The sequence below is a fragment of the Endozoicomonas sp. ALD040 genome, assembly GCF_049275945.1.
Lineage (GTDB): Bacteria > Pseudomonadota > Gammaproteobacteria > Pseudomonadales > Endozoicomonadaceae > Endozoicomonas_A.
The window spans coordinates 3,090,543-3,111,739 of the sequence record NZ_CP184829.1; the positions used below are offsets into that span (position 1 = coordinate 3,090,543).

Genomic DNA, 21,197 nt, shown 5'->3' on the forward strand with positions numbered 1-21,197 from the left:
GCTGATCCCTCAGTCACTGGTGCCAGATTTAATTGACAAGAGCCATGAACAAAAGAAGGAAGGAGCCATTTCTGTTTTTCAATAGACAATGGCTCCGAGGAAAACAAAGTTAAAGGATGACACCCTTAATGTCGTCGTCTTTACGATCCAGATAGTGGATAGACTTGATACGACGGATCGTACGTGATTTACCACGAATCACCAGTGTTTCGGTTTCTGCGATATTACCTTGGCGGGAAACACCTTCCAGCAGGTCGCCCTTGGTAATACCGGTGACCGGGGTGTCGTCAGCCAGTGAAGCAAGATCCTGTTGATGTTCTGCCTCATCGCCCTAAAGGGGATTATCTATCGCCTTTCGGGAGAGAAAAAACACCTTGATGACAGAACGAGTTAAAAATCCAAGTATTTATAAGGAACTAAAACCAAATATAAGTATCTAATAATGTAATAAGCCAAAAGTATAATAGGGGGGTTTGCTATGGATGGTGATTGCAGAGTTAATGGTATTATTGAGATTAAGTGCACAATATGTTTTGACACAACAAATTGCAAAAGTATCAAACTAGAATGCGGACATGCTTTTGGTAAATCATGCATGCAGCAATGGTTGGAAAGGAATAAACAACAAAGCTGCCGTATCTGTCTAAAAAAATTAACTGCTAGTGATATAAAGCAGATAAAAAAAATTCCATTGCAGGAACGCATGGTAACTATTTCGAAAAGAACTCTTAAATTTATTCGCAAGATTAGTTACACGTTTGCTCACCCAACTCCCTCGTTTTTTATTTCGGCTGCTGGCGGGACTGTAGGAGTTGCAGGTGGAGTAATTGCAGATGACGTCCGTTCTTCCGGGGCACTCGCCGCTGCCATGGTTGGTGGTGCTATCAACACTTTCTTGGCTACTCAGCTGCGTGGAAAGACTGTCGATGTTGCTACTGGTGTTGCTACCGGTATTGCTAGTGGTGTTGCTACTTATGCCGTTATGGGAATCCCTGGAGTTTTCTGTTTAGCTGCCGTGTCTGTTGTCGGGGTTGCTGCCAATTATCTCGTAAAAAATCATTAAAATGATTTGCTGAGATATTTTTTGAAGCATATTCTCCTGGCTGATCCCTCAAGCACCGCTGCTCAGATTTAATTGACAACAGTTGCGAATAGAAAGAAGGGGGAGCCATTTCTGTTTTCAATAGACAATGGCTCGGAGGAAAACAAAGTTAAAGGATGACACCCTTAATGTCGTCGTCTTTACGATCCAGATAGTGGATAGACTTGATACGACGGATCGTACGGGATTTACCACGAATCACCAGTGTTTCGGTTTCTGCGATGTTACCCTGGCGGGAAACACCTTCCAGCAGGTCGCCCTTGGTAATACCGGTTGCCGAGAATACCACGTTATCAGAACTGGCCATATCATCCAGACGCAAGAGAATGCCGGGCTCAATACCCATTTCTTTACAGCGGCTGCGTTCAACATCACCGGCAGCCCTGTTTTCAGGCGTATCGCCTTTGGCTTGATCGCGGGTCATCAGACGACCTTGCATATCGCCACCCAATGCACGAATCACAGCTGCCGATACTACGCCTTCGGGTGCACCGCCGATGCAGTACATCATGTCGACTTCGCTGTCGGGCATACAGGTCAGAATAGAGGCGGCTACATCACCATCAGGAAGGGCAAAAACCTTTACGCCCATTTTTTGCATCATCTCAATGGCGCTGTCGTGACGAGGCTTGGCCAGTGTGATAACGGTCAGATTTTCTATGGGCTTGTGCAGTGCTTTGGCGACATTATGGATGTTTTCTTCAAGGCTAAGGTTCAGGTCGATGGCGTTTTTCGCGCCAGGACCGGCAACCAGCTTTTCCATATACATGTCGGGCGCTTTCAGGAAGGAACCTTTATCGCCAGCAGCCAGAACGGCCACAGCATTGTTCTGACCCATTGCAGTCATGCGGGTACCTTCAATAGGATCAACGGCAATATCAATACTCTCGCCCTGACCCTTGCCGACTTTTTCTCCGATGTAGAGCATGGGGGCTTCGTCGATTTCGCCTTCACCAATGACAATCTCGCCATCCATCTGAACTTTGTTGAGCATGGCTCTCATGGCTTCAACTGCTGCACCGTCAGCCGCATTCTTATCGCCTCTGCCAAGCCACTTATAACCAGCCAGGGCTGCCGCTTCGGTCACACGTGAGAATTCAATCGCCAGTTCGCGTTTCATGGTAATCCTGAGGGTGATCTAGGGTATGGGCGGGACTTTATCACAACTCTGACATCCGGAGTGAATCGCAATAATCGGGATTTTACTCCGCGAGCTTCACTTTTACACGATTTGTGTTATCCACAGACTTGACGCAATTCCCAGCATTCCGTAAAATTTCGCCGCTTTATATTGCCCCTAGCTGTATTTGAAAGGGGTTGGTAGATGCCGGTTTTTACGCCGGCTTTTGCCGTTGAAGCAAAGAATCTTCTGCGCACTCCTCTGACGCAGCTGATTCTTACTTACTTAGAAACGACTGGAGTTCGCCAATGGCAACAATTAACCAGCTGGTTCGCAAGCCTCGCAAGCGTAAGGTCAAAAAGACCGACGTTCCTGCGCTGCAGGCCTGCCCACAGCGTCGCGGTGTATGCACCCGTGTTTACACTACTACCCCCAAGAAGCCAAACTCTGCGCTGCGTAAAGTTTGTCGTGTGCGTCTGACCAACGGCTTCGAAGTGACTTCCTACATTGGTGGTGAAGGTCACAACCTGCAGGAGCACAGTGTTGTTCTGATCCGTGGCGGTCGTGTAAAAGACTTGCCCGGTGTTCGTTACCACACCGTTCGCGGTAGCCTGGATACTCAGGGTGTTAACGACCGTAAGCAGGGCCGTTCCAAGTACGGTACCAAAAAGCCTAAGTCTTGAACTGGTTGCTTGAAACCAGTGTCCAGAGACTAGACTTGAGAACGCTCAGTAGAGCAAGAATTTAACAGTAGGTTGATAAGAGTAAGGTCAGGAGTTTTTTCCTGAGCTACCTGAAGGCCGAAAAGAGGGCTTATCAATGCCAAGAAGACGCGTAGTCGCCAAGCGCGAAGTACTGCCAGATCCAAAGTTTCATAACAAGACTCTGGCAAAATTCATTAACCATGTGATGGTTTCCGGTAAAAAATCTGTTGCCGAGAAAATCGTCTATGGCGCACTGGACAAAGTTCAGGAGCGTACCAGCAAGGACCCTCTGGAGCAGTTTGAAAAAGCGCTCGAGTCCATCGCTCCTGTGGTAGAGGTAAAGTCCCGCCGCGTCGGTGGTGCTACCTACCAGGTACCTGTAGAAGTTCGTCCAAGCCGTCGCACAGCACTGGCTATGCGCTGGCTGGTTGACGCTGCGCGTAAGCGTGGCGAGAAGTCTATGGATCTTCGCCTGGCCGGCGAACTGATGGATGCTGCCGAGAACAAGGGTGCCGCTGTCAAGAAGCGTGAAGACGTGCATCGCATGGCTGAAGCTAACAAAGCGTTCTCTCACTACCGTTTCTAAGTATCAGAGGATTGAGTCGTGGCCCGTAAAACCCCTATTGACCGCTATCGCAATATTGGTATTTGTGCCCATGTTGACGCGGGTAAGACAACGACCACTGAACGTGTATTGTTCTACACCGGTCTGAGCCACAAAATTGGTGAGGTGCACGACGGTGCAGCTACTATGGACTGGATGGAGCAGGAGCAGGAGCGTGGTATTACCATTACTTCTGCTGCTACTACATGTTTCTGGCGTGGTATGGATGCTCAGTTTGATGAGCATCGTGTAAACATTATCGATACTCCCGGACACGTTGACTTCACCATTGAGGTTGAGCGTTCCCTGCGTGTACTGGACGGAGCTGTCGTTGTTCTGTGTGGTTCCTCTGGTGTTCAGCCTCAGACTGAGACCGTATGGCGTCAGGCTGACAAGTATGAAGTACCTCGTATGGTCTTCGTCAACAAGATGGACCGTACCGGTGCTAATTACCAGATGGTAGTAGATCAGCTGCGCGATCGTCTGAACGCAAATGCTGTTCCGATGCAGATGACAATTGGCTCTGAAGACGAGTTCAAAGGTGTTGTCGATCTGGTTAAGATGAAGGCGATCATCTGGAACGAAGCTGACCAGGGTATGACCTTCAACTATGAAGACATTCCTGCCGAGATGGCCGATGTCTGTGCAGAAATGCACGAATACATGGTTGAAGCAGCTGCCGAGTCCACTGAAGAGCTGATGGAGAAGTACCTTGAAGAAGGTGAACTCTCCGAGGAAGAAATCAAGGCCGGTATCCGTGCTCGCACCCTGGCTAACGAAATTATTCCGGTATTCGGCGGCTCTGCATTCAAAAACAAGGGTGTACAGGCCGTTCTGGATGCTGTTATCGAATACATGCCTTCTCCGAAAGAAGTTAAGGCCATTGAAGGTATTCTGGACGACGGTAAAGACACGGTAGAAACCCGTGAAGCTGACGACAATGCTCCGTTTGCTGCGCTGGCGTTCAAAATTGCTACCGACCCATTCGTGGGTACCCTGACCTTCATCCGTAGTTACTCCGGTACCCTGAATTCCGGCGACACCGTTTACAACCCTGTTAAGGGCAAGCGTGAGCGTGTAGGTCGTATGGTTCAGATGCACTCTAACAACCGTGAAGAACTCAAAGAGTGTCTGGCGGGTGATATCGTTGCTCTGATCGGTATGAAGGACGTGACCACTGGCGACACTCTGTGCGCCATGAACAGCGTTATTACTCTTGAGCGTATGGAATTCCCGGAGCCTGTAATCTCTGTTGCGGTTGAGCCAAAGACCAAGGCCGACCAGGAGAAGATGGGTATCGCTCTGGGTAAACTGGCCCAGGAAGATCCTTCTTTCCGTGTTCATACCGACGAAGAGAGCGGTCAGACCATCATCTCCGGTATGGGTGAGCTGCATCTGGACATCATCGTTGACCGTATGCGTCGCGAGTTCAAGGTTGAAGCGAACATTGGTAAGCCACAGGTTGCTTATCGTGAGAAGCTGAAAGCTACCGTTGATGCTAACCACAAGTTTGCCAAGCAGTCTGGTGGTCGTGGTCAGTACGGTCACGTTGTGATTGAGTTCTCTCCGGCTGAAGAAGGTGAAGAAGGTCTTCAGTTCGTCAACGAGATTGTTGGTGGTGTTATTCCGAAAGAATACATCCCGGCTGTTCAGAAGGGTCTGGAAGAGCAGATGCAGAACGGTGTTATTGCCGGCTACCCTCTGCTGGGTCTGAAAGCTCGTCTGTACGATGGTTCTTACCACGATGTTGACTCCAACGAAATGGCGTTTAAAATCGCTGCTTCTCAATGTCTGAAGAAATACGCGCCACAGGCTAACCCTGTTCTGATGGAGCCCATGATGAAGGTTGAGGTGGTAACACCTGAAGACTACATGGGTGACGTTATGGGTGACCTGAATCGTCGTCGTGGTATTGTTCAGGGTATGGAAGATACACCTTCCGGTAAGGTTATTAACGCTCAGGTGCCACTGGGTGAAATGTTCGGCTACGCCACAGATCTGCGTTCAGCAACTCAGGGGCGTGCTACATACTCGATGGAATTCAGCGAGTATGCCGAAGCTCCCGCCAGCATTGCTGAAGCGGTCATTAAAAATCAGGGTTAATAGTGTATCTGCGGTGTTCTAACAGGCATAAAGGGCTGTTAGAATGCTGCACGAGAATCACTACCCCGAACCATTGATATTTATCTAAGGGTCAAGAGAAATGGCTAAGGAAAAATTTGAACGTTCGAAGCCGCACGTAAACGTCGGCACCATCGGTCACGTTGACCACGGTAAAACTACTCTGACGGCTGCACTGACTCGCGTATGTGCAGAAGTATGGGGTGGCGAAGCTAAAGACTTCTCTCAGATCGATAACGCTCCTGAAGAGCGTGAGCGTGGTATCACCATCTCTACTGCTCACGTAGAGTACGACTCTCCTAGCCGTCACTACGCTCACGTAGACTGCCCAGGACACGCCGACTACGTTAAGAACATGATCACCGGTGCTGCCCAGATGGACGGCGCTATCCTGGTATGTTCCGCTGCTGACGGCCCCATGCCTCAGACTCGTGAGCACATCCTGCTGTCTCGTCAGGTTGGCGTACCTTACATCGTGGTATTCCTGAACAAAGCTGACATGGTAGACGACGAAGAGCTGCTGGAACTGGTTGAAATGGAAGTTCGTGAACTGCTGGACACTTACGAGTTCCCGGGTGACGACACGCCAATCATCACTGGTTCTGCCCTGATGGCTCTGGAAGGTAAAGACGACAACGAAATGGGTACTTCCGCTGTTAAGAAGCTGGTTGAAACCCTGGACGAGTACATCCCTGAGCCAGAGCGTGCTATCGATCAGCCGTTCCTGATGCCTATCGAGGACGTATTCTCCATTGCTGGTCGTGGTACCGTAGTAACTGGCCGTGTTGAGCGTGGTATCATCACTGTTGGTGAAGAAGTAGAAATCATTGGTATCAAAGAGACTACCAAGACTACTGTTACCGGTGTTGAAATGTTCCGTAAGCTGCTGGACGAAGGTCGTGCAGGTGAGAACATTGGTGCGCTGCTGCGTGGTACCAAGCGTGAAGAAGTTGAGCGTGGTCAGTGTCTGATCAAGCCAGGAACTGTAACGCCTCACACCAAGTTCGAAGCAGAAGTTTATATTCTGTCCAAGGACGAAGGTGGTCGTCACACTCCATTCTTCAAGGGCTACCGTCCTCAGTTTTACTTCCGTACCACTGACGTGACCGGTGCCGTAGAACTGCCAGAAGGCGTTGAAATGGTAATGCCTGGTGACAACATTAACTTCGTAGCTACCCTGATCGCTCCAGTAGCGATGGAAGACGGTCTGCGCTTCGCTATCCGTGAAGGTGGTCGTACTGTAGGTGCTGGTGTTGTTGCCAAGATCATCGAGTGATATTGAATCGCTGGTAATCTAGACCACCCTATAAAAACCCCGGACTTGTCCGGGGTTTTTTTGTCTTTAAGCCGCTGGCTTTCCTGGTGGATGGGTGAAAACCATCTCAACGAATTGCGAAACCATGGCCCACCTGTCTGAAGAAAAAACTCAACCGGGCCTCTAGTTTATCTCGATTTGCCGACCGTCCCTGCCTTGACAAGGTTAACAATATTGCTAACCTCACCTTATGAAAAAATTAACTTGGCACATCCATTTCTACAGTGATCGAGTCGCCAAGGACATGGATAAGCTGCCTGCCGGGATACTGGCTGATTTCATTGATCTTCTTGATCAGGTTGAAGTTCACGGTCCAAACCTTGGTGAACCTCATACCAAACCAATGGGGCGTGGGTTATATGAACTTAGGGCTAATGGATCTGAAGGAATAGGCAGGGGTCTTTTTTGCAGTGTGAAAGGAAACCATGTTGTTATTTTGCATGTGTTTCAGAAAAAAACTCAAAAAACATCTAAAAGAGACTTAGATCTTGGATATAAGCGGATGAAGGAGGTGCAGCATGGCAAACTTAAGTTATAAAGCATTTCGCAAGAAGGCGCTTGAGCGCGAAGATGTTCAAGCTGCGATGGAAGAAAAAGCAGAGTTCTTTGCACTCCGCCGTGAACTGATTCGAATGCGGCAGGAAGCTGGAATGACCCAGGAAGACATTGCCCGGGCGATAGGTACACAGAAAACCAGTATCTGCCGTCTCGAAAGTGCCAACAGTAAAACGCTCCCGAGTCTGGGTATGCTGAAAAAATATGCACAAGCCACCGGACACAAGCTCAACATCACTTTTTCTCCTTTGTGACACTTCCCTTGGTTTAATGCTGTCGTTTTAATGATGACAGCCAACTGGTTTTCAGGTGTCCATTTATCTGGTTTTTTTGTCGTTTTCAGTCACAGGTACTCCTTGTGATCTTCCTTTCTTGCGTTTTTCCAACCTCGAGAGTAATAACTAAGGCATGGATAAAAAGGTTTCATTTGATTGAAACATATCCGGAGTAAGGTGATGCCAGAAAATGTCGTTGGTTCAGGTCGATTCTAGTTGGAGATGACCTTATGAAAAAATGGATGACTGGTCTGGCTCTGGCGTCAGTATCTGTTGTTAGTAACACTTCTTTGGCTAATTCTCCTGAGGAGTTGACTGTTTACACGGCCTTTGAAACAGATCTGCTATCAACATTCGAAGAGGCTTTTGAGAAAGAGCATCCGAATATCACAATCAACTGGGTTCGTGATTCTACCGGAGTAATCACTGCCAGAATACTGGCAGAAGGCAAAGGAACTCCTGCTGATGTGGTATGGGGGCTGGCTGCTTCGTCTCAGGCTCTTCTGAAAAATCAGGGCATTATTAAAGCCTATACTCCGGAAGGTGTCTCCGAGCTTAAATCCGGCATGGTGGATCCGGAAAGCGATAAAGCCTGGTACGGACATGATGCTTTTTTTAATGCGATCTGTTTCAACAGCGTAGAGGCTGAAAAACTGGGTCTGCCAAAACCTGAAAAATGGGATGACCTTCTGAACCCGGTTTACAAAGGGCATATTATCATGCCTAATCCAGCCTCTTCCGGCACGGGTTACACTCAGGTGGCTGCCTGGCTGCAAACCATGGGTGAAGAAAAGGGCTGGGCGTACATGGAGGCTCTGGATAAAAATATTGCCAAATACACTCACTCTGGTTCCAAGCCTTGTGTTGAAGCAGCCCAGGGAGAAACGGTGATTGGTATTTCATTTGCTCTGCGTGGCGCTAAATTGAAAACTCAGGGCGCACCAATAGATCTTGTGATGCCTCAGGGTGTTGGCTGGGATCTAGAGGCAGTTGGTCTGGTCAATACAAGCTCCGATGCAGCAAAAGCACTGGCTGACTGGTCGGTATCTGAAGAAGCCAATGAGCTTTACAACACGGTTTACCCGGTTGTCGCTCACAAGGATGTGAAAGGCGAAGTCAAAAATTACCCCGATGTTGAAGCTGTCATGGCTGACGTTGATTTTGGTCGTATGGCCAATGAGCGCGATGCCGTTCTTAAAGAATGGTCCGCTAAGTTTGAGTTTAAGTCAGAATAATAATACTCATCGCCAAAACACTTAATAAAAGTAAGGCTGTGGTTTTAAGGGGATGCCATGCTTGAGCTGTTCAACGATCACCTGTTTTTCCACGATAAGCCATTTCATTACTTCTGGCTTCGCGATAACTGTCCTTGTGATCAATGCCGACATGAGTCGGGGCAAAGGCTGATTGAGGTCATGGACGTGCCTATGAATATCAGGCCAGAAGCGGCAGCTGTCGTTGATATTGGTGTTGATAAAAGCTTGCAGATTCTCTGGCAGAATGGTCACCGGTCAATCTATCCAGCAAGTCTGCTTATCGCTGAGGCGTTTGTCCCTGAAACACCAAGTTTGTGGGGAGGGGCTTTGCAGGCTGACAGTATTCGTTTTGACTACAACGCCATAGACGATCCTGAGATTAAACGACAGTGGCTGCAAGCCATTGAAACCCACGGTCTGTCATTTCTCTACAATGTGCCAGCTCAGGCAGGGCAGGTGCTCAAGGTTGTCGATCATTTTGGCTACGTCCGTGAAACCAACTATGGCCGTTATTTTGAAGTAATACGCAAAGAAGAGCCGGAAAATCTCGCCTTTACGCCCAGGCCGCTGAGCCTTCATACGGATAATCCTTACCGTCATCCAGTGCCAACACTGCAATTGCTGCATTGCCTTGAGGCTGCGCCGGAGGGTGGCATCACTGCTCTGGCGGATGGTTTTTATGCGGCACAGTTGCTGAGACAGCAGCACCCTGAATACTTCGCTCTGCTTTCGACAATTACCCTGCATTACAACTTCAGTAGTGATAGCGCCAGTTTGTCGAGCAGTGGTCCGGTGATTGAGTTGGGTTGCGAGGGTGAAATCATCGGTATTCGTATTAACAACCGTTCGGTCCAGCCGGTGCGCCTGCCATTTGAAAAAGCCAGAGACTTCTACGAAGCCTATCAGTGTTTTATGAATCTTCTTCACAGTGAAGCCTGTAAATATACCTGTAAGCTGGCTCCGGGCGAATTGATGATGTTCAACAATCAGCGGGTTCTGCATGGTCGTGAAATGCCAGCCCGGGGTAAACGACATCTTCAGGGTGCTTATGCGGATATTGATTCCCTGCGCAGTGAACTTAAGCGAATGAATTGATCCAGAAGAAAAGATTATTGAAATGAGAGTTATTGATTTTATCCGCACACAATATATCGAGAATGGTCATGTTGCTTATGGTGAGCATATCTCAATGGCCAATCATATGTTGCAGTCAGCCTTTTACGCTGAACAGAGTGGCAGCTCAAAGGAAGTAGTCGTTGCTGCTTTCCTTCATGATATTGGTCATTTGTTGCATGGTCTCCCGGAAGATATTTCCGATCATGGCATTGATGGCTTTCATGAAGATATTGGTGAGCGTTGTTTAAAAGGTTATCTGCCAACACTGGTCACAGACTGTATTCGACTTCATGTTCAGGCAAAGCGATACATGTGCACACTCAAGCCTGCCTATTACGACAAGCTTACCGAGGCTTCGCGGGAGTCACTTGCTGTACAAGGTGGTCTGATGAGTGATCAGGAGGTCACTGCCTTTGAAGCGGAACCTTATTACAAAGAAGCTATGCGAGTTCGGGTTTATGATGATATGGGCAAGCAAGCCGAGCTGGAACATCCTGATCTGGATTACTACCTGAAGCTGACTGAAGAGTGTTTGGTGATGACTGAGATGCCTGCTCCCGATAACTCATTGAGCATATAATAAAGTCGAAGACGGAATTCGTAAAGCCGAGCTGCAAGGTGAAGAAAAAAGGAATACCGCCAACGGAGGGTCAAGCATCTGACGTGTAGCCTTCGCTGTGTCCCAGCGCGGAGAAAGAACTGGTTTTTTTGCTGGACAGAAGAGGGAAGGGGATAATGATACTGTGTTCTAGACGTAATTGTCAGTTTTCTTCTTACAGGTAGTGATTCATCTCAGTACTTCATCGATGTCCTTCAGCGCATCATTTTTCATTTTTCAATCAGCTCGAGATATTCGAGAGCTGATCCCGTGATCCTGGAAAGAGAAATTCGAGTCGAGTCCGTTAAAATCCGGTCTCGACAAGTTGGGGTGAATGCCCTTGGCTTTAACGGTTGCTTTTTGTGCCTCATTCTTCTGATTCTCTTTTGCTTGGTACTCTTTATTAACTAAAGCGGTTTTGTTTCATCCTAATTCCATATTGCACCCTTAAGATGTTATTAATTCTAACATTTGTGTAATTGAGTAGATTGTTATAGATCAATATCATTCAGTACAAGTTCATTGAGGAAAGAACTATTACGGAATAAATACTCATAAATCTGTACAAATGGAGGTGTAATATGCATTTAGATCAAATCAATTATTCTGGTGTAACGGGTCAGTATCCAGCGCCATATCAAGCCACTTTAACAGACAAAAATGAAGCAAGTCTTTCTGGTAAGAAAGTAGCTATCGTAGCACCCTTTAATGAGGGTTCTCATGTGCCTGTAGGGGATAAGGGATATGAGGGTCAGCCATTGCAAGCCAGAAAAACCAATCGTGCTCTGGCCGCATTGTCAGCGCTGGCGCTGGGCGTTGCATCAGTGTTACACGTTATGCCAACTGCCACGTCCGTTGGGGCTTTCACAGCGGGTTCCATTGGTGCGGCGGTTGGAGCGTTAGCGGGGCCACAAGGTCTGTTTGCTGGTGCTGTTGCTGGTGTCACTGTTGGGTCTTTTATAGGATTAAGCGTGACAGCCTTTTTTACCCCCTATTTGATGGCAAAGGTTTACAATGCGGTCCTGGATGTAACGAATGGCAATGGCTTTGAACGATCAAAGCTTGCTGACAGGGTTGTGGCTTATTATGAGGGGGAAGCTTCAACATCAAAGGCATAAGCCTGATGCGATCCTAAACAATAAACCAAAAATCACTGCGATCCCCGCAGTGATTTTTTTATCCGCCGTTTTTCCGGTTTTCTGTTGCCGGGTACACTTAATTAACTAAATCAGTTTTGTTTGAGCCTGATTTCGAAACACTGATGGGTTGTGCCCAGGATCAAAAGTAACCAATAAAAATATGAACCTGGCACTTCCAGAGGGCAGAATAGTAGATGTCAGTCAATTGGGCAGCTAGCTAAGTTAAGTTCTAACGTCCGATATAGCCTTAGCACTTTAGTGCTGTCGTATATATTTTTAGCGTGATCGTAAAGGCCAGGTGGGCAACTTGCTCAACACTCCTTAGCAGTTTTCCTTATCTCATTACTCGTTCTATTAGGTTATCATGCCGTCTTAACTACGCGTGCGGTGGCTGAAACAAGTGTCGAATTATTTTTCGTCAGGCACTTGTGTTGACTTTAAGTTTTGTGCTTAGTAGAATTCCGCGTCCTCTTTTGTCTGGGTGGCATTGTTCACCGGACTTAGTTCTTTATTGATAGATGGTTACAACAAGATGAGTCAAGCTCAGCAGATTCGCATTCGTTTGAAGGCTTTTGATCATCGTCTGATTGACCAGTCCACGCAGGAAATTGTTGATACTGCGAAGCGAACTGGTGCTCAGGTGCGTGGTCCAATCCCTCTGCCAACCCGAAAAGAACGTTTTACGGTTCTGATCTCTCCACACGTAAACAAAGATGCGCGTGATCAGTATGAGATTCGTACTCATAAACGTCTTCTCGACATTATTGAGCCCACCGAAAAGACCGTTGACGCACTGATGAAGCTAGACCTGGCAGCTGGCGTTGAAGTGCAAATCAGTCTCGGTTAATAGCGGCACGGGCAGCCATTCAGTGTGCACAAAACTTTTGTGTAACGCTCTGGAATGAGCGGCCATAGTGGGTGAAAGCCCCGTACACGAGAGAGGTTGAAATGACTATTGGATTAGTCGGTAAGAAGTGCGGTATGACCCGTATCTTCACAGAAGACGGTGCTTCTGTACCAGTCACTGTAATTGAGGTTGATCCTAACCGCATCACTCAGGTTAAAAGCCTGGATGTTGATGGTTACAGCGCAGTTCAGGTGACTACGGGTACTAAAAAAAGCAGCCGTGTTCGCAAGCCAGAGGCTGGCCACTTTGCGAAAGCAAAAGTAGAGGCTGGCCATGGTCTTTGGGAATTCCGTGTTGACGATTCTGCTTCTTACGAGCTGGGTCAGTTGATCGGAGTTGACCTGTTCGAGCAGGGTCAGAAAGTAGACGTAACTGGTCAGTCCAAAGGTAAGGGCTTCCAGGGTGGCGTAAAGCGTTGGAACTTCCATATGCAGGACGCTACACACGGTAACTCTCTGTCTCACCGTGCTCCTGGTTCCATCGGTCAGTGTCAGACCCCGGGTCGTGTCTTCAAGGGTAAGAAGATGGCTGGGCATATGGGTGCTGAGAAAGTGACTGTTCAGTCCCTGGAAATCGTTCGCGTTGATGCTGAACGTAACCTGCTGCTGGTAAAGGGTGCAGTACCTGGTGCTACTGGTGCTGACGTTATCGTTAAAGCTGCAGTTAAAGCGCGCGCCTGAGGGGATTAGACGATGGAATTGAATGTAACAGGTGCTGGTACGGTTCAAGTCTCTGACGTGACCTTCGGTACTGAATTCAACGAAAGCCTGGTTCACCAGACTGTCGTTGCTTTCATGGCCGGTGCTCGTCAAGGTACCCGTGCTCAGAAAACCCGCAGCGAAGTAAGCGGCGGTGGACGCAAACCCTGGCGTCAAAAAGGTACTGGCCGTGCACGCGCCGGTACAATCCGTAGCCCACTGTGGCGCGGGGGCGGTAAATCTTTTGCTGCTAAACCACAGGATCACGCTCAAAAGCTGAACAAGAAAATGTATCGTGGTGCTCTGCGTTCTATCTTGTCTGAGCTGGTTCGTCAGGAACGTCTGGTGGTGGTTGAAAGCCTTGGTGCCGAAACGCCAAAGACCAAGCTGATGGTAGCCAGACTGAAGGAGCTGAATGTCGAGAGGGGTCTGATTGTTTCTGATGAAGTAGATCAGAACCTGTATCTGGCGACTCGCAACATTCCCCATGTGGATACACGTGACGTACAAGGCGTTGACCCCGTCAGCCTGATCGCTCATGAGAAAGTCGTGATGACTGTTGCAGCCATCAAGAAATTCGAGGAGATGCTGGGATGAACCAGGAACGTATTTATAAAGTTCTGCTTGGTCCGCACATTTCCGAGAAGGCGACAGTGGTGGCTGAAGAGCATGGCCAGTACGTCTTCAAGGTAGCCAAGGACGCAACCAAGCTTGAAATCAAAAAAGCGGTAGAGCAACTGTTCGAAGTCAGCGTTGATGCTGTTCGTACAGTGGTTGTTAAAGGTAAGACCAAACGTACTCGTTTCGGTATGGGCAAGCGCTCAGACTGGAAAAAAGCGTACGTCAGTCTGGCGCAGGGTCAAGAGATTGACTTTGCCGACGCGGAATAAGGAGTTACAGGATGGCCGTAATTAAGTGCAAGCCGACTTCTCCGGGTCGTCGCTTTGTTGTCAAGGTTGTAAACCCTGACCTTCACAAGGGTCGCCCACACGCGCCTCTGGTGGAAAAGAAGAGCAAGTCTGGTGGTCGTAACAACGCTGGTCGCATCACTACCCGTCATCGTGGTGGTGGTCACAAGCAGCACTACCGTATCGTAGACTTTCGTCGCAACAAGGATGGCATCCCGGCTATCGTTGAGCGTCTGGAATACGATCCAAATCGTACCGCTCATATCGCCCTGCTGAAGTACATGGACGGTGAGCGTCGTTACATTATCGCACCTAAAGGTGTGAAAGCTGGTGACGAGCTTTACTCTGGTGTTGATGCTCCTATCAAGCCAGGCAACACACTGCCTCTGCGTAATATTCCGCAGGGTTCTTTAGTTCACTGTGTTGAGCTCAAGCCAGGTAAAGGTGCGCAGATGATGCGCAGTGCCGGTACTTCCGCTCAGGTCGTAGCGCGTGATGGTGCTTACGTAACCCTGCGTCTGCGTTCCGGTGAAATGCGTAAAGTACTGGCTGACTGTCGTGCAACTCTGGGTGAAGCCTCTAACAGCGAGCACAACCTGCGCTCTCTGGGTAAGGCGGGTGCCAAGCGTTGGAGAGGCGTGCGTCCGACCGTTCGTGGTGTTGCCATGAACCCGGTTGATCACCCACACGGTGGTGGTGAAGGTCGTACCTCCGGTGGTCGTCACCCAGTGACACCATGGGGTGTTCCGACCAAGGGTCGTAAGACTCGTTCCAACAAGCGTACGGATAAAATGATCGTACGTCGTCGCAGCGCGAAGTAAGCCTAGAGAGAGGATACGACAGTGCCACGTTCTTTGAAGAAAGGCCCATTTATCGACCTTCACCTGCTGAAGAAAGTCGAAGATGCGGTTGAAAGCGGCAACAAGCGTCCGATCAAGACCTGGTCACGCCGCTCAATGATCCTGCCAAACATGGTGGGTCTGACTATCGCCGTTCATAACGGTCGCCAGCATGTGCCTGTTTTCGTTAGCGAAGACATGGTAGGCCTCAAGCTGGGCGAGTTTGCTGCTACCCGCACCTACCGCGGTCACGCTGCAGACAAAAAGGCCAAGAAGCGCTAAGAGGGTAAGAAATGAAAGAAGTAGCTGCTATACACAAAGGCGCTCGCATTTCCGCCCAGAAAGCGCGCCTGGTTGCTGACCAGATCCGAGGCAAAGCTGTTGGTGAAGCCCTGGACCTGCTGGCATTCAGCCCTAAAAAGGCTGCAGAGCTGGTCAAGAAAGTGTTGGAATCTGCGATTGCTAACGCAGAGCACAACGAAGGCATGGATATCGATGAGCTGACAGTGTCTACTATCTTCGTTGACGAAGGTATGACCATGAAGCGCATTCGTCCACGTGCCAAGGGCCGTGCTGATCGCATTCTTAAGCGGTCTTGCCATATCACGGTTAAGGTTGCAGAGGTCTAAGGAGCGATCACATGGGTCAGAAAGTACATCCAAATGGGATCCGACTGGGCATCGTAAAGCCCCACAGATCTGTATGGTTTGCTGAAGGTCAGCAATACGCTGACAAGCTGATTACGGATCTGGAAGTTCGTGATTTCCTGCAGAAGAAGCTGAAAAATGCTTCTGTAAGCCGCATCGACATCCAGCGTCCAGCACAGAGCGCTCGCGTTACCATCTACACTGCCCGTCCAGGCATCGTAATTGGTAAAAAAGGCGAAGACGTTGAGAAGCTGCGCCAGGCTGTTACCAATATGATGGGCGTACCTGTTCACATCAACATTGAAGAAGTTCGCAAGCCCGAACTGGACGCAATGCTGGTTGCACAGTCCATCGCTGGTCAGCTGGAGCGTCGTGTAATGTTCCGTCGTGCCATGAAGCGTTCTGTACAGAATGCTATGCGTCTGGGCGCGAAGGGCATCAAGGTGCAAATCAGTGGTCGTCTCGGCGGCGCCGAGATTGCCCGTACCGAATGGTACCGTGAGGGTCGCGTACCTCTGCACACTCTGCGTGCAGACATCGATTACGCAACTTATGAAGCCCTGACTACCTACGGTATCCTGGGCGTTAAAGTATGGATCTTCAAAGGCGAAGTGATTGGCGGAATGGCAGCTGAAGCTGAAAAGCAGCCTAAAGAGCCAGCCAAACGTCCTAAGAAGAGACAGGCTAAGAAGTAAGGAGCGCGGTAATGTTACAGCCAAAGCGTACGAAATTTCGTAAGCAGCAAAAGGGTCGCAATCGCGGCCTGGCACACCGCGGCTCCACTGTTAGCTTCGGTGAATACGCATTGAAAGCAACAGGCCGTGGACGCATAACTGCTCGTCAGATCGAAGCAGCACGTCGTGCCATGACCCGTCATATCAAGCGTGGTGGTAAAATCTGGATTCGCGTCTTCCCTGACAAGCCGATCTCCAAGAAACCTCTCGAGGTTCGTATGGGTAAAGGTAAGGGTAGTGTCGAGTACTGGGTAGCACAGATCCAGCCGGGTCGTGTCCTGTACGAAATGGAAGGTGTGTCCGAAGAGCTGGCTCGCGAGGCATTTGCCCTGGCTGCAGCCAAGCTGCCAGTGGAAACTGCCTTCGTTAAGCGGAGCGTGATGTGATGAAAGCTGCTGAATTGCGTGAAAAAACGGTTGAACAGCTCAACGAAGAGCTGGTCACACTGCTGCGGGACCAGTTTAACTACCGCATGCAGAAAGCGACGGGTCAGCTGAGTCAGACTCATCTGCTGAAGCAGACCCGACGCGACATCGCCCGTATTAAGACGGCGTTGAATGAGAAGGCAGGTATTTAACAATGGCTGAAGACAAGAAAGTCCGTACTCTGACCGGTAAGGTTGTGAGTGACAAGATGGACAAGACCGTCACCGTTCTTATTGAGCGCCGTGTTAAACATCCGCTCTACGGTAAGATCGTTAAGCGGTCCACCAAGTTGCACGCTCACGACGAAAACAATGATTGCCGTATGGGCGACATTGTCACAATCAAGCAAACACGTCCTTTGTCTAAGTCCAAGACATTTGAACTGGTTTCCATTGATGAGCGTGCTACTCAAATATAAGGCCACGGTGCCCTGGGTCTGAGTGGAAGTGGCTGGCCTTGTGGTCGGCCAGTTGTACAACGACTGGCGGGTACCCGTCTGCAGTTTGGGCTTGGAGAATAAGCATGATCCAGACAGAATCTCAACTCGAAGTAGCCGATAACTCCGGCGCTCGTCGAGTACAGTGTATCAAGGTGTTGGGTGGATCCCACCGCCGCTACGCCCACATTGGCGACATCATCAAAGTCACCGTTAAGGAAGCGATTCCACGCGGTAAGGTCAAAAAAGGCCAGGTGATGAACGCCGTTGTTGTGCGTACCAAAAAAGGCGTTCGTCGTCCAGACGGTTCCGTAATCCGCTTCGATGGCAATGCTGCCGTTCTGCTGAACGCAAGCAATCAGCCAATCGGTACCCGTATCTTTGGGCCAGTGACTCGTGAACTGCGTGGTGAGCAGTTTATGAAGATCATTTCCCTGGCACCAGAAGTACTGTAAGGGAGCAGGAAATGAAAAAGATCCGTCGTGACGACGAAGTAATTGTCATTGCTGGCAAGGACAAAGGTAAGCGCGGCAAAGTGCAGACCGTTCGTGCCGATGGCAAACTGATTGTTTCTGGTATCAACATGATCAAGAAGCATCAGAAGCCTAACCCGACACTGGGCACCCCTGGTGGCATCGTTGAAAAAGAAGCTCCAATTCAGGCTTCCAACGTTGCAATCCTGAACACAGAAACCGACAAGGCTGACCGTGTTGGCATTGCTATCTCTGAAGATGGCAAGAAACAGCGCGTGTTCAAGTCTACCGGTCAACCGGTTGACGCGTAAGGGGTGGCATAATGGCAAACTTCAAGACTAAATATCGTGAAGAGATCCTGCCCAAGCTCAGAGAAGAGCTGGGCGTGAGCAACGTTCACGAAGTTCCTCGTATCACTAAAATCACTCTGAACATGGGTGTGGGTGAGGCGATCGGTGACAAGAAAGTCATCGAGAACGCTGTTGCTGACATGGAAAAAATCGCCGGTCAGAAAGCAGTCGTTACCAAGGCACGTAAATCCGTTGCAGGCTTCAAGGTTCGTGAAGGCTGGCCAATCGGTGTTAAAGTGACCCTGCGTGACGAACGTATGTACGAATTCCTGGAGCGTCTGGTTGACATTGCTCTGCCTCGTGTTCGTGACTTCCGTGGTATCAGCCCGAAGTCTTTCGACGGCCGTGGCAACTACAGCATGGGTGTCAAAGAGCAGATCATTTTCCCGGAAATCGATTACGATAAAGTCGACGCTCTGCGTGGTCTGGATATTACCCTGACTACCACAGCCAAGACTGACGACGAAGGCCGTGCACTGCTGAAAGCCTTCAACTTCCCGTTCCGTAACTGATTAAGGTACGAGCCCATGGCAAAAGTATCCATGAAGCAGCGGGAGTTGAAGCGTCAGCGCACCGTTGCCAAGTATGCAGAGAAGCGCGCTGCGCTGAAAGCGATCATCATCAGTCCTGACAGCTCAGAAGATGAGAAGTGGGACGCTCAGGTAGCACTGCAGAAGCAGCCACGTGATGCCAGCTCATCTCGTCTGCGTAATCGCTGTCGTGTAACAGGTCGCCCTCACGGCTACCTGCGTAAATTCGGCCTGAGCCGCATCAAGCTGCGTGAAGCGGCAATGCGTGGTGATGTTCCAGGTCTGGTTAAGGCCAGCTGGTAAGCGCGATTGATCTTCTGGAGAGATAGATAATGAGTATGCAGGACCCGTTAGCAGATATGCTAACTCGTATCCGTAATGCCCAAATGGCAGAACATGCATCTGTCGAAATGCCATCTTCCAAGGTAAAGGCTGCTGTAGCCAAAGTACTGAAGGAAGAAGGTTATATAACCGATGCACGTGTAGAAGGCGAAGTTCAGAAAACTCTGATCATCGACCTGAAATACTATGAAGGCAAACCTGTTATTGAAAACCTGAAGCGCGCAAGCCGTCCGGGTCTTCGTTCTTACGCAGGCAAAGAAGGTCTGCCCAAAGTGAAAGGCGGTCTTGGTATTGCCATTGTTTCTACCAACAAAGGTGTAATGACCGATCGTGCTGCCCGTGCAGCCGGTGTTGGTGGCGAAATTCTTTGCACCGTATTCTAAGGGAGGGGTCAGATGTCTCGAGTAGCAAAAAGCCCTGTAGAAGTCCCTGCCGGTGTTGAGATCAAGTTGAATGGTCAGCATATCTCCATCAAGGGTGGTAAAGGTCAACTGGAGCTGAGCATTCACTCCAACGTTGAAGTAAAGCAGGAAGAAAACGTCCTGACTTTCGAAGCCCGTGACGGTGCCAAGCACTCTCGTGCATTGGCTGGTACTACCCGTGCGCTGGTTAACAACATGGTGACCGGTGTGACCGCTGGTTTCGAAAAGAAACTGCAGCTGGTGGGTGTAGGTTATCGTGCGCAGGCCAAGGGCAAGAGCCTGAATCTGAACCTTGGCTTCTCTCATCCGGTTGACTACAGTTTGCCGGAAGGCGTCACTGCGGAAACTCCAAGCCAGACAGAGATCCTGATCAAGGGTATCGACAAGCAGCTGGTTGGACAGGTTGCAGCGGAAATCCGCGAATTCCGTCGCCCAGAGCCATACAAAGGCAAGGGTGTCCGCTACGCCGACGAACACGTTCGTCGTAAAGAAGCCAAGAAAAAGTAAGGTAAGGTGATCATGATTGATAAAAATTCTGCTCGCCTGCGTCGTGCCCGACGTGCACGGATGAAGATGCGTGAATTGGGCGCTAACCGTCTGAGCGTTCATCGCACACCGCGTCATATCTATGCGCAGGTGGTTGCCCCTGAGGGTGACAAGGTGCTGGCCTCTGCCTCCACCGTTGAGAAGGAGCTGCGTGGCGAAGCTACCGGTAACGTTGAAGCTGCTAAAAAAGTGGGCGCTCTGATTGCTGAGCGAGCTAAAGCTGCTGGTGTTGCCAAGGTCGCTTTCGACCGCTCCGGTTTTAAGTATCACGGTCGTGTTAAGGCTCTCGCCGATGCAGCCCGTGAAGCCGGTCTGGAATTCTGAGGGTAGGCATCATGGCGAAAGATGAGCGTAAACCGCAAAACAATGACGAAGGCCTGATCGAAAAACTGGTGCAGGTTAACCGTGTAGCCAAAGTGGTGAAAGGTGGCCGTATCTTCGGTTTCACAGCCCTGACCGTTGTTGGTGATGGTAAAGGTAAAGTAGGCTTCGGTCGTGGCAAGGCGCGTGAAGTGCCTGTCGCTATTCAGAAGGCTATGGAAGCTGCCCGTCGCAACATGATCCAGGTAGACCTGAACGGTGATACCCTGCAGTACCCTGTAAAAGCCCGTCACGGTGCTTCCAAGGTCTACATGCAGCCTGCTTCTGCAGGTACCGGTGTTATTGCCGGTGGTGCAATGCGTGCTGTTCTGGAAGTGGCTGGCGTACACAACGTACTGGCCAAGTGCTACGGTTCCACCAACCCTGTGAACGTTGTTAACGCAACCTTCAAGGGTCTGCGCGACATGCGTTCTCCTGATGACATTGCTGCCAAGCGTGGCAAGTCTGTTGAAGACATTCTGGGGTAAGTCATGGCTGAGAAGATCAAAGTGACGCTCGTAAAGAGCACTAACGGTCGCCTCGAAAGCCACAAGGCTTGCGTCCGTGGCCTGGGTCTGCGTCGCATCAACCACACGGTTGAAGTGGAAGATACTCCTTCCGTTCGCGGCATGATCAACAAGGTATCTTACCTCGTTAAGGTCGAAGGAGAATAAC

Annotated in this window: 33 protein-coding genes; 31 read left to right on the forward strand and 2 right to left on the reverse strand. The window is 49.6% G+C overall.

Features of this window, described 5'->3' with window-relative positions; genetic code table 11:
- Positions 1-109: 109 nt before the first annotated feature.
- Entirely contained in the window at positions 110-295 is a 186-nt protein-coding gene (locus ACOJUN_RS11045) for a fructose-bisphosphatase class II (RefSeq protein ID WP_422137064.1), read from the reverse strand.
- 183 nt (positions 296-478) lie between these two features.
- On the opposite strand from ACOJUN_RS11045, the gene ACOJUN_RS11050 reads away from it, so the two are divergent.
- Positions 479-1,063: an RING finger domain-containing protein gene (locus ACOJUN_RS11050; protein ID WP_422136676.1), complete on the forward strand. Its 585-nt coding sequence runs from the start codon at positions 479-481 to the stop codon at positions 1,061-1,063.
- A gap of 148 nt (positions 1,064-1,211) precedes the next feature.
- Here the strand turns inward: ACOJUN_RS11050 and glpX are convergent, their stop codons facing one another.
- Positions 1,212-2,222, reverse strand: coding sequence for a class II fructose-bisphosphatase (gene glpX / locus ACOJUN_RS11055; protein WP_422136677.1), 1,011 nt, complete (start codon positions 2,220-2,222; stop codon positions 1,212-1,214).
- 308 nt (positions 2,223-2,530) lie between these two features.
- Here glpX and rpsL point away from each other — a divergent pair, with 308 nt between their 5' ends.
- The 30 genes from rpsL to rpmD all read left to right on the forward strand — a co-directional run bounded on the left by rpsL (position 2,531) and on the right by rpmD (position 21,196).
- Complete coding sequence (rpsL, locus tag ACOJUN_RS11060; protein WP_034841716.1) at positions 2,531-2,905, forward strand: 30S ribosomal protein S12; 375 nt, start codon at positions 2,531-2,533, stop codon at positions 2,903-2,905.
- 136 nt (positions 2,906-3,041) lie between these two features.
- Complete coding sequence (gene rpsG, locus ACOJUN_RS11065; protein ID WP_252177337.1) at positions 3,042-3,512, forward strand: 30S ribosomal protein S7; 471 nt, start codon at positions 3,042-3,044, stop codon at positions 3,510-3,512.
- Positions 3,513-3,530: 18 nt separating this feature from the next.
- Positions 3,531-5,633, forward strand: a complete 2,103-nt coding sequence (gene fusA / locus ACOJUN_RS11070; RefSeq protein WP_422136678.1) for an elongation factor G — start codon at positions 3,531-3,533, stop codon at positions 5,631-5,633.
- A 100-nt stretch (positions 5,634-5,733) separates the two neighbouring features.
- Positions 5,734-6,927: an elongation factor Tu gene (tuf, locus tag ACOJUN_RS11075; RefSeq protein ID WP_257254328.1), complete on the forward strand. Its 1,194-nt coding sequence runs from the start codon at positions 5,734-5,736 to the stop codon at positions 6,925-6,927.
- Positions 6,928-7,156: 229 nt separating this feature from the next.
- Entirely contained in the window at positions 7,157-7,504 is a 348-nt protein-coding gene (locus ACOJUN_RS11080) for a type II toxin-antitoxin system RelE/ParE family toxin (protein ID WP_422136679.1), read from the forward strand.
- Positions 7,485-7,775: a helix-turn-helix domain-containing protein gene (locus tag ACOJUN_RS11085; protein WP_422136680.1), complete on the forward strand. Its 291-nt coding sequence runs from the start codon at positions 7,485-7,487 to the stop codon at positions 7,773-7,775. The genes ACOJUN_RS11080 and ACOJUN_RS11085 overlap by 20 nt, the downstream gene beginning before the upstream one ends.
- 251 nt (positions 7,776-8,026) lie before the next feature.
- The gene (locus ACOJUN_RS11090) at positions 8,027-9,031 is read left to right on the forward strand and encodes a putative 2-aminoethylphosphonate ABC transporter substrate-binding protein (protein ID WP_422136681.1); all 1,005 of its coding nucleotides are present in this window, start codon (positions 8,027-8,029) and stop codon (positions 9,029-9,031) included.
- Positions 9,032-9,088: 57 nt separating this feature from the next.
- Entirely contained in the window at positions 9,089-10,147 is a 1,059-nt protein-coding gene (locus tag ACOJUN_RS11095) for a TauD/TfdA family dioxygenase (RefSeq protein ID WP_422136682.1), read from the forward strand.
- A gap of 22 nt (positions 10,148-10,169) precedes the next feature.
- A complete protein-coding gene (locus tag ACOJUN_RS11100) occupies positions 10,170-10,748 on the forward strand; it encodes an HD domain-containing protein (RefSeq protein WP_422136683.1) in 579 nt (192 codons plus the stop codon).
- A gap of 599 nt (positions 10,749-11,347) precedes the next feature.
- Positions 11,348-11,884, forward strand: a complete 537-nt coding sequence (locus tag ACOJUN_RS11105) for a hypothetical protein (RefSeq protein ID WP_422136684.1) — start codon at positions 11,348-11,350, stop codon at positions 11,882-11,884.
- Positions 11,885-12,437: 553 nt separating this feature from the next.
- A complete protein-coding gene (rpsJ, locus tag ACOJUN_RS11110; RefSeq protein ID WP_034841731.1) occupies positions 12,438-12,752 on the forward strand; it encodes a 30S ribosomal protein S10 in 315 nt (104 codons plus the stop codon).
- Positions 12,753-12,853: 101 nt separating this feature from the next.
- Positions 12,854-13,492 (forward strand): 50S ribosomal protein L3, encoded by a 639-nt coding sequence (gene rplC, locus ACOJUN_RS11115; RefSeq protein ID WP_422136685.1) that lies wholly within the window; start codon positions 12,854-12,856, stop codon positions 13,490-13,492.
- A 12-nt stretch (positions 13,493-13,504) separates the two neighbouring features.
- Complete coding sequence (gene rplD / locus ACOJUN_RS11120) at positions 13,505-14,107, forward strand: 50S ribosomal protein L4 (protein WP_252177330.1); 603 nt, start codon at positions 13,505-13,507, stop codon at positions 14,105-14,107.
- Positions 14,104-14,400 carry a 50S ribosomal protein L23 gene (rplW, locus tag ACOJUN_RS11125; RefSeq protein ID WP_422136686.1) on the forward strand — a complete coding sequence of 99 codons (297 nt, stop codon included), beginning with the start codon at positions 14,104-14,106 and terminating at the stop codon, positions 14,398-14,400. The genes rplD and rplW overlap by 4 nt, the downstream gene beginning before the upstream one ends.
- Positions 14,401-14,411: 11 nt before the next feature.
- Positions 14,412-15,239, forward strand: a complete 828-nt coding sequence (gene rplB / locus ACOJUN_RS11130) for a 50S ribosomal protein L2 (protein ID WP_422136687.1) — start codon at positions 14,412-14,414, stop codon at positions 15,237-15,239.
- A gap of 21 nt (positions 15,240-15,260) precedes the next feature.
- Positions 15,261-15,539, forward strand: coding sequence for a 30S ribosomal protein S19 (gene rpsS, locus ACOJUN_RS11135; RefSeq protein WP_252177327.1), 279 nt, complete (start codon positions 15,261-15,263; stop codon positions 15,537-15,539).
- An 11-nt stretch (positions 15,540-15,550) separates the two neighbouring features.
- Positions 15,551-15,886: a 50S ribosomal protein L22 gene (rplV, locus tag ACOJUN_RS11140; protein WP_317143670.1), complete on the forward strand. Its 336-nt coding sequence runs from the start codon at positions 15,551-15,553 to the stop codon at positions 15,884-15,886.
- Positions 15,887-15,897: 11 nt separating this feature from the next.
- Positions 15,898-16,599, forward strand: coding sequence for a 30S ribosomal protein S3 (gene rpsC, locus ACOJUN_RS11145; protein WP_422136688.1), 702 nt, complete (start codon positions 15,898-15,900; stop codon positions 16,597-16,599).
- An 11-nt stretch (positions 16,600-16,610) separates the two neighbouring features.
- On the forward strand, positions 16,611-17,024 hold the full coding sequence (rplP, locus tag ACOJUN_RS11150; protein WP_034841748.1) for a 50S ribosomal protein L16: 414 nt from the start codon (positions 16,611-16,613) through the stop codon (positions 17,022-17,024).
- A complete protein-coding gene (gene rpmC / locus ACOJUN_RS11155) occupies positions 17,024-17,215 on the forward strand; it encodes a 50S ribosomal protein L29 (RefSeq protein WP_252177324.1) in 192 nt (63 codons plus the stop codon). Before rplP ends, rpmC begins: the two co-directional genes overlap by 1 nt.
- A 2-nt stretch (positions 17,216-17,217) precedes the next feature.
- Positions 17,218-17,481 (forward strand): 30S ribosomal protein S17, encoded by a 264-nt coding sequence (rpsQ, locus tag ACOJUN_RS11160; protein WP_422136689.1) that lies wholly within the window; start codon positions 17,218-17,220, stop codon positions 17,479-17,481.
- A 104-nt stretch (positions 17,482-17,585) separates the two neighbouring features.
- A complete protein-coding gene (rplN, locus tag ACOJUN_RS11165; protein ID WP_062268071.1) occupies positions 17,586-17,954 on the forward strand; it encodes a 50S ribosomal protein L14 in 369 nt (122 codons plus the stop codon).
- An 11-nt stretch (positions 17,955-17,965) separates the two neighbouring features.
- Entirely contained in the window at positions 17,966-18,283 is a 318-nt protein-coding gene (gene rplX / locus ACOJUN_RS11170) for a 50S ribosomal protein L24 (RefSeq protein ID WP_257253580.1), read from the forward strand.
- Positions 18,284-18,294: 11 nt separating this feature from the next.
- The gene (rplE, locus tag ACOJUN_RS11175; protein ID WP_257253585.1) at positions 18,295-18,834 is read left to right on the forward strand and encodes a 50S ribosomal protein L5; all 540 of its coding nucleotides are present in this window, start codon (positions 18,295-18,297) and stop codon (positions 18,832-18,834) included.
- A 15-nt stretch (positions 18,835-18,849) separates the two neighbouring features.
- Complete coding sequence (gene rpsN / locus ACOJUN_RS11180) at positions 18,850-19,155, forward strand: 30S ribosomal protein S14 (RefSeq protein WP_422136690.1); 306 nt, start codon at positions 18,850-18,852, stop codon at positions 19,153-19,155.
- A gap of 29 nt (positions 19,156-19,184) precedes the next feature.
- Positions 19,185-19,577, forward strand: coding sequence for a 30S ribosomal protein S8 (gene rpsH, locus ACOJUN_RS11185; protein WP_422136691.1), 393 nt, complete (start codon positions 19,185-19,187; stop codon positions 19,575-19,577).
- A 12-nt stretch (positions 19,578-19,589) separates the two neighbouring features.
- Positions 19,590-20,123 carry a 50S ribosomal protein L6 gene (gene rplF / locus ACOJUN_RS11190; protein WP_422136692.1) on the forward strand — a complete coding sequence of 178 codons (534 nt, stop codon included), beginning with the start codon at positions 19,590-19,592 and terminating at the stop codon, positions 20,121-20,123.
- A 12-nt stretch (positions 20,124-20,135) separates the two neighbouring features.
- Complete coding sequence (gene rplR / locus ACOJUN_RS11195) at positions 20,136-20,486, forward strand: 50S ribosomal protein L18 (protein ID WP_257253596.1); 351 nt, start codon at positions 20,136-20,138, stop codon at positions 20,484-20,486.
- Between the two features lie 11 nt (positions 20,487-20,497).
- Positions 20,498-21,010, forward strand: coding sequence for a 30S ribosomal protein S5 (rpsE, locus tag ACOJUN_RS11200; RefSeq protein ID WP_252177316.1), 513 nt, complete (start codon positions 20,498-20,500; stop codon positions 21,008-21,010).
- A gap of 3 nt (positions 21,011-21,013) precedes the next feature.
- Positions 21,014-21,196, forward strand: coding sequence for a 50S ribosomal protein L30 (rpmD, locus tag ACOJUN_RS11205; protein ID WP_252177315.1), 183 nt, complete (start codon positions 21,014-21,016; stop codon positions 21,194-21,196).
- The last annotated feature ends 1 nt before the right edge of the window (position 21,197 follow it).